Source organism: Rhodococcus sp. AB351 (assembly GCF_049538275.1).
Classification (GTDB): domain Bacteria; phylum Actinomycetota; class Actinomycetes; order Mycobacteriales; family Mycobacteriaceae; genus Rhodococcus.
The window spans coordinates 300,965-313,790 of the sequence record NZ_JBMVFW010000003.1 but is presented as its reverse complement, the minus strand read 5'-3'; the positions used below and the strand labels follow the sequence as shown (position 1 = coordinate 313,790).

The following is a 12,826-nucleotide window of genomic DNA, read 5'->3' as shown; positions in this document are numbered from 1 at the left end:
TCACTTCGAGCCGATCTTCAGACCGATCGAGTGCGGGATGTGGTCGGTCGACAGACGCTGACGGAACACCCAGTACGTCCAGCCCTGGTAGGCGAGGACGACCGGGGTCATGAACGCCGCGGCCCACGTCATGACCTTCAGTGTGTACGGGCTCGACGACGCGTTCTCGATCGTCAGCGACCAGGACGGGTCGAGTGTCGACGGCATGACGTTCGGGAACAGCGACGCGAACAGCAGCACCGAAGTCGCGGCGATCGCGACGGTGGTGAACACGAACGCCCAGCCCTCACGCGCGGCGGCGGTCAGTGCGACCACCGCGAGCAGGGAGACTCCTGCCACGGCGACGAGCGCGATCGTCCAGCCCTTGCCGTAGGCGAGCTGGGTCCACACCACGAAGGCACCGGCCACGAGGACGGCGGGCACGGCCAGCTTCCGCGACATCGCCACGGCATCGGTGCGGACCTGCCCCTCGGTCTTGAGCGCGATGAACACCGCACCGTGCAGAGCGAAGACCAGCGCCGTCGTCGCGCCGCCGAGCAGGGCATACGGGTTCAGTAGATCGAAGAACCCGCCGACGTACTGCTTGTCGGCGTCGATCGCCACGCCGCGCACGATGTTGGCGAACGCCACACCCCACAGCACGGCGGGTACCCACGAGCCGAAGATGATCCCCCAGTCGCAGCGGCGACGCCAGGTCGGGTCGTCGATCTTGCCGCGCCATTCGATGGCGCACACCCGCACGATCAGGGCGAGCAGGATGAGCAGCAGCGGGAGGTAGAAGCCGGAGAAGAGGGTCGCGTACCACTCGGGGAACGCCGCGAACAGCGCACCGCCCGCGGTGATGAGCCAGACCTCGTTGCCGTCCCAGACCGGACCGATCGTGTTGAGCAGCACCCGGCGCCGGGTGTCGGCCTCGACGGTCCTACCGCGGCCGAGCACCGGGAAGTGCATGCCGACACCGAAGTCGAACCCCTCGAGGACGAAGTAGCCGGTGAACAGCACTGCGATGAGGATGAACCAGATTTCCTGAAGTCCCATGTCCGCCCACTCCTAGTACGCGAAGGACAGCTGTTTCGGCTGCGTGTCGTCGGTGTCGTCGTTCGAGCCCGGCGGCTGCGCGTCGTGCTCCTGCGGGCCTTCCATCGCGTACTTGCGGATGAGCCAGAACCACACCACGCCGAGCGCCGCGTAGACGAGAGTGAAGGCGATCAGCGAGGTGAGCACCGTTCCGGCCGCGTGATCGGAGACACCCTGATCGACGGTGAGCCGGATCATGTCCACGCCCGTGGGGTTCGGATGAACCACCCAGGGCTGTCGGCCCATCTCGGTGAAGATCCAGCCCGCGCTGTTGGCGAGGAAGGGCGTGGGGATCGCGACGAGCGACAGCGTCGAGAACCACTTCTGGTCGGGCACCCGGCCGCCGCGGGTGACCCACAGCCCGGCCAGGGCCAGCGCCGCGGAACCGGCGGCGAGGCCGATCATCGCGCGGAACGACCAGTAGGTGACGAACAGGTTGGGCTTGTAGTTGCCGGGGCCGAATTCCTGTTCGTACTGCGCCTGCAGGTCCTCGACGCCCTGGAGGGTCACGCCGCTGAACTCGCCCTCTGCGAGGAACGGGAGAACGAACGGCACGTCGAGGACGTGAATGACGCCGTCGCAGTCGTTGTGCGTGCCGATCGTGAGGATCGAGAAGTTGGGGTCTGTCTCGGTGTGGCACAGCGACTCGGCCGAGGCCATCTTCATCGGCTGCTGCTCGAACATGAGCTTGGCCTGGACGTCGCCGGTGACGAACAACCCGATGCCCGAGACGATCATGACCATCAGGCCGAGGCGGGTCGCGGGGCGGAACAGTCCGCGGGCATCGTTCTCGAGGCGCTGGGCCTCCTCGGGTTCCGAGGTGCGGAGCTCGGCGGCGCGTCGCATGTTGCGGACCATCCACCAGCCACCGATGCCGGCGACGAAGGTTGCGGCGGTGAGGAATCCGCCGGCGACCGCGTGGGGGAAGGCCGCGAGTGCGGTGTTGTTGGTGAGCAGTGCCCAGATGCTCGTCAGCTCGGCGCGTCCGGTCTCGGGGTTGTAGGTGGCGCCGACGGGATGCTGCATGAACGAGTTCGCCGCGATGATGAAGAAGGCGGAGGCGTTCACGCCGATCGCGACGAGCCAGATGGTCGCGAGGTGAACGAGTTTCGGCAGGCGCGTCCAGCCGAAGATCCACAGGCCGAGGAAGGTCGACTCCATGAAGAAGGCGACGAGGCCTTCGAGAGCGAGGGGTGCGCCGAAGACGTCGCCGACGAAGCGGGAGTACTCGCTCCAGTTCATGCCGAACTGGAATTCCTGCACGATGCCGGTCGCGACACCGAGCGCGAAGTTGATCAGGAACATCTTCCCGAAGAACTTCGTGAGGCGGTACCAGTGGTCCTTGCCGGTGACCACCCACATCGTCTGCATGATCGCGACGAGCGGCGCGAGGCCGATCGTCAACGGCACGAGGATGAAGTGATACACCGTCGTGATCCCGAACTGCCACCGGGACAGATCCAAGACATCCATTGCCACTCCGAGGTGAGGCCCGGGTCGATACGGAAATCCGAGCGGGGCCGACGCTGCGGTTCTCGTTCGCAAAGTCACGCCGGCAGCACTGCTCCGGCCTTGCTACTACCGAATGTAGTAGCTATTGCGCGAAGTGGAACACGTTCGTGTCGCCCGACACATCGGACTCACGTCACATCGGATACGGATCACCCGTGGCGGCACACCCCGCCGCCGATCAGGAAGCGGTGTCGACCGCCTCGCTCACGAGCCCTTCGATCTCGCCCTCCTGGACCCGCGAGACCAGCGCGTGCCCGTTGAGCGTGTGCACCCGCACCGCGAGCGCCACACTCGAGATCAGCCAGACACCGTCGGCGACGACGAGATCCGCCGGGCGCAGCGGTTCGTACCGGACCGTGAAGTCCCGCTCGCCCGCCAGGTCGAACAGCGCCTGCTGCGTGGTGCCGGGAAGGATCCCCTGCTCCGGCGGCGGCGTGAGCAGCGTCCGGCCGCGCGCGACGAGCACTGTCGACCGCGGACCCTCGAGCACGTAGCCCTCGGCGCTGACGAAGATCACGTCGTCGGCGCCGACCGACTCGGCGTGACGCAGTGCCGCCATGTTCGTCGCGTACGACAGCGTCTTGGCGCCGAGGAGCTGCCACGGCGCCTTCTGCGCCAGATCGGTCGAAAAACCCCGCTCGAGGGTCACCACGGACACGCCGTCGCGCCGCGCGATGCCGACGCGCTCGGCCACGGGCGTCACGAGCAGGAAGGCCGTCGGCGTGTCGGCGCCCTCACGACCACGCGTGTAGACCAGGCGCAGGACGCCCTCCTGCTCCGCGCCCCACTGCTCGAGTGCGACGTCGACGGCGAGCCGCCAGTCGTCGCGGTCGGGTTCGGGCAACTGCGCGGCGGCCGCGGACGCCGCGAGCCGGGCAAGATGCAGTTCGAGCGCACGCGCCCGACCGCCTCGCACGAGCAACGTCTCGAACACCCCGTCGCCACGAAGAACACCGAAATCGTCGGCGTGCAGAAGGGGTGCGTCCGCATCCCTCACCTCGCCGTCCAGCGTCACCAGCACCCGCTCAGCCATGGCGCTCAGCCTAGCCACTGGCAGACCCGGCGGCCGGTTCCCCATAGACTGGTGTCGTGACCGAGTCTCCGATCGTGTCCGAAAGCGCCCTTCTCGCACTTCCCGGCGCAGTCGCCTCGCCTTCCGGCGGGCCCGATGCCGGACTCCCCTGGCATTACGGCGACCCCCTCGGCGAGCAACGTGCCGCCGCCACGTCGGCCGCCGTGGTCGACCGTTCCACCCGTTTCGTCATCGCCATCCTGGGCGACGAACGCCTGAGCTGGTTGCACACCATCTCCAGCCAGCACATCGCGTCGCTCCCGAACGGCACCTCCGCCGAGAACCTGAGTCTCGACGCGAACGGCCGCGTCGAGCACCACTTCGTGCAGACCGATCTCGACGGCGTGACGTGGATCGACACCGAGGCCGACCGCGGACCGGACCTGCTGGCCTTCCTGAAGAAGATGGTCTTCTGGGCGAAGGCCGAACCCCGCGACGGCAACGAACTCGCGGTCCTGAGCCTGCTGGGGCCGGATGCCGGCAGCCCCGCCGTGCTCGCAGCGCTCGGGATCGACGCGCTGCCGGCCGAGCCCTATGCCGCCGTCGCTCTGCCCGCCGGTGGCTTCGTCCGCCGCATGCCGTGGCCCACCGAGCACTCCTTCGATGTCCTGGTGCCGCGCGAGTCGCTCACCGCGATCTTCACCGCCCTGCGGGACGCCGGCGCGCGTCCGGCCGGCAGCTGGGCGTTCGAGGCCCTGCGCGTCGAAGCGGTCCGTCCCCGCATCGGTGTCGACACCGACGAGCGCACCATCCCCCACGAGGCCCGCTGGATCGGCGGACCCGAACAGTACGGCGCCGTCCACCTCGACAAGGGCTGCTACCGCGGTCAGGAGACCGTCGCGCGGGTCCACAACCTCGGCAAGCCCCCGCGACATCTCGTCCTGCTCCATCTCGACGGCTCGGCCGACGGACGCCCCGAGACGGGCGACGACATCACCGCCGGAGGTCGCGCGGTCGGACGCATCGGCACGATCGTCGACCATCACGAGCTCGGGCCGATCGCGCTCGCGCTCGTCAAGCGCACCATCACGCCCGACACGGCTCTCGTCGCAGGACCGTGCGCGGCGTCCATCGACCCCGACTCCATCCCTCCCGACGACGGCATCCAGGCAGGAAGGGCGGCGGTCGACCGATTGCGCGGCCGGTGACCGCCGAGACGGCCGGCACGCAGCCGGCGACCTCGGGGACCGTCGCAGCGGTCTGCGTCGTGCACACGCTGCACGAGACCGGACTGCGGCGTAATCCCGTCACCGCGATCGACAAGCGTCCCGTCGACGGGCCGGTGCACGTCGGCGAGCTCGGACTGACCGGCGACCGCCAGTGCGACACCGCCAACCACGGCGGCGTCTTCAAGGCCGTCTACGCCTTCTCGCAGGACGAGTCGCGTCGCTGGGGTTCCGAACTCGCCCGGGAGCTGCCCGTCGGCTGGTTCGGCGAGAATCTGCACGTCGCCGGGTTCTCCCCCACCGACGCCGTCATCGGCGAGCGGTGGCGCGTCGGCGACGGTGGTCTGCTCCTCGAGGTGACCGGCCCTCGCACCCCCTGCCGCACCTTCGCGATCCGTTCGGAGGAGGACGACTGGGCCACCCGGTTCGTCGCCCGCGGCGACTGCGGCGCGTACCTGAAGGTGATCTCCGAGGGACCGGTGGCCGCCGGCGACCGCATCGTCGTCGAGCACGTCCCCTCCCACGGGGCCACGGTGCGCGATCTGTTCACCGGACAGGGCCACGAGCGGGTCGCCGCGATGCTCGAGCAGCAGGCCGACATCGCTCCCAGCGTCGCCGACAAGGCCCACCGTCTCGTAGGACGGGCACGGAAGGGAGAGAGCGGTTGAGCGTCGAACTGGTCGAGGTGGTGCGCTCGGGCTTCCGGGAGTGCGTCCACCGCGGGTCGCTGATCGTCCTCGATCCGGACGGCGAGGTCCTCGTCTCGCTCGGCGAGGTGCACACGCCGATCTACCCGCGGTCGTCGAACAAGCCGATGCAGGCGGTCGCGCTGCTGCGCGCCGGCTTCGTCCCACGCGACTCCGCCGAACTCGCGATCGCCACGGCCTCACACGAAGGTGAGGGCGACCATGTGGAGGCCGTCGAGCGCGTCCTGTCCGGTGCCGGTTTCACCGAGAAGGACCTGCGCTGCCCGACGGATCTGCCCGGCAACGAACTCGCGCGCGCCGAGGTGCTCGCCGCCGGACGCACACCGCGGTCGATCTACATGAACTGCTCGGGCAAGCACGCGGCGATGCTCGCGGCGTGCGCGGCGAACGGCTGGGACACCGACGGCTACACCGACGCGGGACACCCGCTGCAGCAGCTGGTGACCGAGACCATCCTCGAACTGACCGGCGACATCGAGGACACCGATCTCGGCATCGACGGCTGCGGTCTGCCGATCGTGCCCGTCCCCCTGTTCAACCTCGCCCGCGCCTACTCGCGGCTCGCGACGGCGGAGACCGGCACGCCCGAACGCGCCGTGGCCGACGCGGTGCGCGAACATCCGTTCCTGATCTCCGGTACCGGCAAGGACGACCTGAAGCTCATGCGTGCGGTGGGCGGGCTGCTGTGCAAGGCGGGCGCCGACGGGATCCACGCCGGTGCGCTGCCGGACGGCACGTCCTTCGCCTTCAAGATCGACGACGGGCACGAGCGGGCACGCCTCCCGCTCACCGCGGCCCTGCTCCATCGCCTCGGGGCGGGTGCCGCCGCGAACGCCGCGACCTTCGATTCCGAACGGCTGGCGGTGCTCTCGTCGGCGCCGGTGTTCGGTGGTGGCGTGCGAGTCGGCACCGTCCGGGCCGTCCCGGGGGTGTTCTGAAGGGCATCTTTATCACATTTCAACAGCATTCATGCAGGTCGGGTCGTTATGAGGCGTAACGGACACCGGCCCAGCCGGGTGTGTGGAGGCGCAACCGAAGTTTCCACGCTAAAGTGGGCGTCAGGAAAATACTCAACACACCGGGGCCGCCACTTTTCCCCAGGCCGCCCCGTCAAAGCGCGAGGGGGTTGGCCATGGGCCGCGGCCGGGCTAAGGCAAAGCAGACCAAGGTTGCACGGCAACTCAAGTACAGCTCGCCGTCCACCGACTTCGAGAGCCTCCAGCGAGAGCTGTCTGGCGGAGCAACCAACTCGCAGCGGGACGAAGTCTTCGCCGAGCAACGTTCCGGTTGGGACGACGACTACGACGACGACTGGCGTCGCTGACCTGATATCACTCTCCGACGGAGGGGGAGGCCGACTTTCGGCTCCCCCTCCGTCGGTGGTGTGGTCGGCGTTCGACGCGAGGCCGGACGGCGCTCGTCACCGTCCGTAGCCTTCGAGTCTGTGACTTCCGAGTTCACAACACGGCAGTGAGCCGAAAGGCCGGTCCCCCATTCATCCTGGGGGAACCGGCCTTTCGTCGTGTTCGCGTCGGGCGACGCACGCCCGTCAGAAGCGCGGGTGGTCTCCGAGGAGCACCGCACGCTCGTCGGCGCCGTCCTGCGCCTTGCGGACCGTGCCGAGCGTCCAGCAGTCGATGTGCCGGGCGGTGAGCACCGCCAGAGCACGATCGACGTCCTCGGGGGCCACGATGGCCACCATGCCGACGCCCATGTTGAAGGTCTTCTCCATCTCGACCCGCTCGACCCGTCCGCGCTGCGCGATGAGGCCGAAGACCGGAGCCGGACTCCAGGTGGTGCGGTCGAGCTCGGCGACGAGCCCCTTGGGCATCACGCGCGCGAGGTTCGCGGCGAGGCCGCCACCGGTGACGTGGCAGAAGGTACGCACCTCGGTCTCGGCGGCGAGCGCGAGGCAGTCCTTGGCGTAGATGCGGGTGGGCTCGAGCAGCTCCTCGCCGAGGGTGCGACCGAACTCGTCGACGTGCGCCGTCAGGCTCATCTTGCCGATGTCGAGCAGCACCTTGCGGGCGAGCGAGTAGCCGTTCGAGTGCAGACCGGAAGCGCCCATCGCGATGACGACGTCGCCGGGGCGCACGCGGTCGGGTCCGAGCAGCTTCTCGGCCTCGACGACACCCACGCCGGTCGCGGACAGGTCGTAGTCGTCGGCGGCCATGACGCCCGGGTGCTCGGCGGTCTCGCCACCGAGCAGCGCGCAACCGGCCTGGACGCAGCCCTCGGCGATGCCGGCGACGATCTCCGCGACCCGCTCGGGCACGACGCGACCGACGGCGATGTAATCCTGCAGGAACAGCGGCTCGGCGCCGCAGACCACGAGGTCGTCGACGACCATCGCGACGAGGTCGAGACCGACCGTGTCGTGCTTGTCGAGTGCCTGCGCCACCGCGAGCTTGGTGCCGACACCGTCGGTGGACGCCGCGAGCAGCGGCTCCTTGTATCCACCCTTGAGCGCGAACAGACCGGCGAACCCACCCAGGCCGCCCATGACCTCCGGGCGGGTGGCCCTCTTCGCGTGCGGGGCGAACAGTTCGACGGCTCGGTCACCGGCCTCGATGTCCACGCCCGCCGCGGCGTAGGAAGCTCCGGGGGTTGCGTCCTCGGTCATGAGTTGTCGGCTCCAGCCTCGAGTTGTGTCTTGTCGTGAAAATCTGGCTACATGCGGGCAGGCACACCTGCGTCCGGGCATGCGAAACGCACGCCGAACCGTGCCGACCGCGGCACTTACGGTACCCGACCAGCTTCTACGGCCGACTGAGAACGTCCGCGTTGTCGTTGTCCAACACGGTCGGGGTGGCCGAATCGGTGTCGACGACGCCGTTGAGGACGTCCTTGCCCGCCTGATGCTCGCTGGGGAGCGCGATCGGGTAGTGGCCGTCGAAACATGCAGCGCACAAACGGGATGCGGGCTGCTCGGTGGCGCCGATCATGCCGTCGATCGAGATGTAACCGAGCGAGTCTGCGCCGATCGACCGGCGCACCATCTCGACCATCTCGTCGTAGTCGTGCCCCTCCTCGACGGTGTCGCGGGTGCCCGCGCCGTTGGCGATCAGCTCGGCCGGCGACGCGAAGTCGATGCCGTAGAAGCAGGGCCACTTGACCGGCGGCGAGGCGATGCGCACGTGGATCTCGAGGGCGCCGGCCTCGCGCAGCATGCGGATCAGGGCGCGCTGGGTGTTGCCGCGCACGATCGAGTCGTCGACGACGACGAGGCGCTTGCCGCGGATCACCTCGCGCAGCGGGTTGAGCTTGAGCCGGATACCGAGCTGGCGGATGGTCTGGCTGGGCTGGATGAAGGTGCGGCCGACGTAGGCGTTCTTCATCAGTCCCTGGCCGTAGGGCAGGCCGGAGCCCTGTGCGTAACCGACGGCGGCCGGGGTTCCCGACTCGGGCACCGGGATGACCAGATCGGCGTCGATCGGGTGTTCCTTCGCGAGCCGGCGGCCGATCTCCACGCGGGTCGCGTGCACGGAGCGACCGGCGATGGTCGAGTCGGGACGCGCGAGGTAGACGTACTCGAACACGCAGCCCTTGGGCTCGGGGTTCGCGAAGCGCGACGAGCGCACACCGTCCGCGTCGATCGCGAGCAGCTCGCCGGGCTCGATGTCGCGGACGAAGGATGCACCGACGATGTCGAGGGCGGCGGTCTCGCTGGCGACGACCCAGCCGCGGTCGAGGCGTCCGAGGCACAGCGGGCGGATGCCCCACGGGTCGCGGGCCGCGTAGAGGGTGTGCTCGTCCATGAAGGTCAGGCAGAACGCGCCGCGCAGCTGCGGGAGCAGCTCCATCGCGGCCTCTTCGATCGTGCTGTTCTTCGCGCCGTGGGCGAGCAGCGCACCGACGGTGTCGGAGTCGGAGTTCGCCGCACCGGGCCGCGTGGGATCGAGCACACCGAGACGGCGTCCGCGTTCGGCGAGTTCGGCGGTGTTGACGAGGTTGCCGTTGTGGCCGAGCGCGACGCCCGAGCCGGCGGCGGTGGTGCGGAAGATCGGCTGCGCGTTCTCCCAGGTCGTGGACCCGGTGGTGGAGTAGCGGCAGTGGCCGATCGCGATGTGGCCGGTCATCGCGGCGAGCGTCTGCTCGTCGAAGACCTGGCTGACGAGACCGAGATCCTTGAAGACGAGCACCTGCGAACCGTCGGCCACGGCGATGCCCGCAGCTTCCTGTCCGCGGTGCTGCAGCGCATAGAGACCGTAATACGTGAGCTTCGACACGTCCTCACCGGGAGCCCACACTCCGAACACTCCGCACTCTTCGCGGGGTTCGTTCTCGGGTTCGGTGGAGGCGAGAAGATTACGTGTGTGGACCGACAGATCGGCACTGGTCACGGACGTGCTCCCTGAGGCTGGACAAGCGGGGCTCCCCCCATTCTACGGCCAGCGCCGGGTGCTCCCTCCCGGACGCCCGGTGTGGGCCCCGGTAAACGTCAGAGTCGGGCGATCGGGAGCAGCCGTCCGATCTCCGCTGCGCGCCCACCCGATGCCTCCACCGCACCCGAGTCCACGGCCCCGTCGAAATCGATGCTGCCGACCACCAGACGCAGCCACGTCCGCGGATCGGTCTCGACGACGTTGGGCGGTGTCCCTCGCGTGTGGCGAGGGCCCTCGATGCACTGGACGGCCACGAACGGCGGCACCCGCACCTCCACGCTCGATCCCGGCGCGATCTGTTCGAGGGTGCGGGCACTGAGCCGGACGGCGGCGGCGAGATCGGGGCGCGGCGGCTTCTCGTCGCTCTCCCCCGTCACCCATGGACCCACCCGTTCGAGGGCTGCGCGCAGTTCGGCGGGGTCGACGGGTTTCCGGGGTGCCATGGCAGCACAGCCTAACGAGGTGGGCGCGTCGCGATGCCGACCGCGACGGCACCGCCGGCGTTGATCGCCAGGTGCAGGAGCATCGGCGCGACGACACTGCCGGTCCGTCGTCGCAGTTCGTCGAACACCACCCCGCTCAGGGCGGTGAGCGCGACGGTTCCGGGCACCGAGTCCCCGGCGTGCCGGGCGGGAACGACGTGCCAGAGCCCGAAGGCGACCGAGGTCAGCACCCGGTGCCACCTCCGTGACGCGCGGCGGGTCAGGGCGTACAGAACCGATCGGAACAGCAGTTCCTCGGCCAGGACCGTCCCGAAGGGGATGTGTACGAAGACCCACTCGGTGTGGTCGGCGCGTCGCGCTCCGGCGGCCATCCGCCGTCGTACGGGTGGGACGGCGAGCATCACCGTGTAGGCCGCGACCGGCAGGACCGCCGACGCGGTCCCCCACCGCAGGCCCTTCCCTGCTCTGCGCCAGCCGAGCTCGGCTGCGGAGACACCGGCCGCGCGGGTGGCCGCGGCGAGCGCGACACCGAAGCCGGCGTTCGCGGCGGCCCTGCCGCGCGGACCGAGATCCATCGCCGGGAGGACGAGATTGTTCCACGCGACCAGCGCGGCGGCGCATCCCGCAGCGGCGCACCCCACGCCAGTGCATGCCGCAGCGGTGCCGCTCACAGCGGTGACTCGCGATGTCACTTCTCGGGTCCGTCGTCCTCTGCGAACGCCTCGAGGGCGATGCGCACCCGCTCGGTGTCGTTCTCGGTCCAGCCCTCGGGCTGGGTGATCTCGATCCATCCCTCGAGCACCGCCGACCCGTAGTTGTGGCCGTGTCCGTCGGGCACGCCGGCAGCGTTGGTGAGGTCGGCGGAGACCTGCCAGAAGGTGACGAAGGGGAACCACCGCATCTGCGGCAGCCGGTCGCGTCCGGGCGGCTCCGACAGCCAGTCGGGGCGGGAGAACAACAGGTCCGGCGACCACCAGACCACGGGATCCGAGGCGTGCTGGATGTAGAGCACGCGCGGCGACAGCCACGGTGTGTCGGGCTCGTGGATCGCCTCCCGGCTGTCGGCGAAGCGCACGACGAGACCGTCCGCGTACACCGGCTGCACCTCGGTCGTGCCGGGATCGCGGCGTTCGACGAGCTGCCGCCACAGACGGTTGGAGTTGGGCGGGCCCACCCACAGCACCCCGTCCATCTGGGCGCGGATCTCGGCGAGACTGTCGAAGGCACCCTCCCCCGACTGCGTGCCGAGGCTCTCGCCGTAGAGGAACAGGTCGGGGCGGTCGTCCTCGGGCAGCTGCGACCAGCGTTCGTGCACCCGCTCGACCAGCATCTTGCCTGCGGCAGCGGCCTTCTCGCGGTCGGCGAGGAAGGAGATCCAGCTCGGCAGGTAGGAGTACTGCCAGGCCACCATCGCCAGGTCGCCGTTGTGGACGAGTTCCATCGCGCGGGCCGCGGTGGGATTGACCCAGCCGGTGCCGGTGGTGGGGATCAGGACGAGAGTGGAACGGTCGAAGGCACCGGTCCGCTCGAGTTCCGCGAGAACGAGGTCGATGCGTTCTTCCGGGGTGGGTGCGGTGTCGAGCCCGACGTACACCCGGATCGGTTCCGGTGCGGGACTGCCATTGACGGCGGTCAGTTCCTCGGCGTCGAGTCCTCGCGAGACGAAGTTGCGGCCCTCGAATCCGAGCGTCTCCCACGCCGCGAGGGATTCGGGGCTGCCGGACTTCGCGGGATCGACCGGTTGGATCGCGCCGGGACGGGTGGTGTCGTCCTGCAGACCGAACGCCTGGTTGACGATGGCGTAGGTGCCGCGGATGAGCACGCCGTCGATGAGCATGAAGGTCGCGAGGACCACGACCAGAACACCCAGCGTGCGGGCGAGACCGAGCGGCATCCGGGTGCGGCGCATGAGCAGCATCGACACCCAGCGGACGATGTCGCGCAGCCCGCGCCACAGGGCGATGAGAGCGGCGGCGACCGCGACGCTCAGCACGATGGTGCGCAGATATCCCGAGGTCGTGGTGCCCTCGACACCCATGAGCGCGGCGAGCTGACGTTGCTCGCCGGCGGAGAGCACGAGTGCGACGAGCGACGCGAGAGCGGCCGCGACCGGAACCGCGACCTTGATGGCACGCAGCACCGGTAGCGGCGGCGGCCACCACCGTCGCCCGGGAAGCAGGAAGCGCGCCACGGCCCAGCCGACGACGCATCCGACGCCGTACCCGATCGCGGCGTTGATGCCGCCGATCAGGCCCTGGAAGAGCCAGTCGCGCGGGAGCAGCGACGGCGTCAGCGACCAGCAGAAGAACAGCGCCGCGAAGGCGACGCCCGTGAAGTCCAGGCTGAGCCACCCCCACACCCGTGCGGTGAGGGGGTGGCGCTCACCGAAGTCGGTGACCGCGGCGATGATCCGGCCCTGCCGGGCCTCGAACGCCGCCAGCCGATCGACCTGGGTGGCCGGCAC

General features: G+C 69.4%; 12 protein-coding genes. 4 read left to right on the top strand and 8 right to left on the bottom strand.

Annotated elements, in window-relative coordinates; all coding sequences use genetic code 11:
* From cydB to ACPCXD_RS10015, 3 genes are all read right to left on the bottom strand, one after another.
* On the bottom strand, nt 1–1,038 hold the full coding sequence (gene cydB, locus ACPCXD_RS10025) for a cytochrome d ubiquinol oxidase subunit II (RefSeq protein ID WP_088897480.1): 1,038 nt from the start codon (nt 1,036–1,038) through the stop codon (nt 1–3).
* Nucleotides 1,039–1,050: 12 nt separating this feature from the next.
* A complete protein-coding gene (locus tag ACPCXD_RS10020; RefSeq protein WP_088897481.1) occupies nt 1,051–2,550 on the bottom strand; it encodes a cytochrome ubiquinol oxidase subunit I in 1,500 nt (499 codons plus the stop codon).
* Between the two features lie 217 nt (nt 2,551–2,767).
* The gene (locus tag ACPCXD_RS10015; protein WP_160873745.1) at nt 2,768–3,622 is read right to left on the bottom strand and encodes an aminodeoxychorismate lyase; all 855 of its coding nucleotides are present in this window, start codon (nt 3,620–3,622) and stop codon (nt 2,768–2,770) included.
* 56 nt (nt 3,623–3,678) lie between these two features.
* Between ACPCXD_RS10015 and ygfZ the strand changes: the two genes are divergently transcribed.
* From ygfZ to ACPCXD_RS09995, 4 genes are all read left to right on the top strand, one after another.
* Entirely contained in the window at nt 3,679–4,809 is a 1,131-nt protein-coding gene (gene ygfZ, locus ACPCXD_RS10010; RefSeq protein ID WP_088897483.1) for a CAF17-like 4Fe-4S cluster assembly/insertion protein YgfZ, read from the top strand.
* A complete protein-coding gene (locus tag ACPCXD_RS10005; RefSeq protein ID WP_088897484.1) occupies nt 4,806–5,495 on the top strand; it encodes an MOSC domain-containing protein in 690 nt (229 codons plus the stop codon). Before ygfZ ends, ACPCXD_RS10005 begins: the two co-directional genes overlap by 4 nt.
* A complete protein-coding gene (locus ACPCXD_RS10000) occupies nt 5,492–6,472 on the top strand; it encodes an asparaginase (RefSeq protein ID WP_106200610.1) in 981 nt (326 codons plus the stop codon). The genes ACPCXD_RS10005 and ACPCXD_RS10000 overlap by 4 nt, the downstream gene beginning before the upstream one ends.
* Nucleotides 6,473–6,666: 194 nt before the next feature.
* Nucleotides 6,667–6,858 carry a DUF3073 domain-containing protein gene (locus ACPCXD_RS09995; RefSeq protein ID WP_006551813.1) on the top strand — a complete coding sequence of 64 codons (192 nt, stop codon included), beginning with the start codon at nt 6,667–6,669 and terminating at the stop codon, nt 6,856–6,858.
* Nucleotides 6,859–7,083: 225 nt separating this feature from the next.
* On the opposite strand, the gene purM is transcribed toward ACPCXD_RS09995, so the two are convergent.
* From purM to ACPCXD_RS09970, 5 genes are all read right to left on the bottom strand, one after another.
* Nucleotides 7,084–8,157, bottom strand: coding sequence for a phosphoribosylformylglycinamidine cyclo-ligase (gene purM / locus ACPCXD_RS09990; RefSeq protein WP_016695606.1), 1,074 nt, complete (start codon nt 8,155–8,157; stop codon nt 7,084–7,086).
* 136 nt (nt 8,158–8,293) lie between these two features.
* Nucleotides 8,294–9,877: an amidophosphoribosyltransferase gene (gene purF, locus ACPCXD_RS09985; protein WP_016695605.1), complete on the bottom strand. Its 1,584-nt coding sequence runs from the start codon at nt 9,875–9,877 to the stop codon at nt 8,294–8,296.
* Nucleotides 9,878–9,975: 98 nt separating this feature from the next.
* On the bottom strand, nt 9,976–10,362 hold the full coding sequence (locus tag ACPCXD_RS09980) for a sterol carrier family protein (protein ID WP_016695604.1): 387 nt from the start codon (nt 10,360–10,362) through the stop codon (nt 9,976–9,978).
* Between the two features lie 11 nt (nt 10,363–10,373).
* Nucleotides 10,374–11,054: a CPBP family intramembrane glutamic endopeptidase gene (locus ACPCXD_RS09975; protein ID WP_261379866.1), complete on the bottom strand. Its 681-nt coding sequence runs from the start codon at nt 11,052–11,054 to the stop codon at nt 10,374–10,376.
* Nucleotides 11,051–12,826 (bottom strand): alpha/beta hydrolase, encoded by a 1,776-nt coding sequence (locus ACPCXD_RS09970; protein ID WP_088897488.1) that lies wholly within the window; start codon nt 12,824–12,826, stop codon nt 11,051–11,053. The genes ACPCXD_RS09975 and ACPCXD_RS09970 overlap by 4 nt, the downstream gene beginning before the upstream one ends.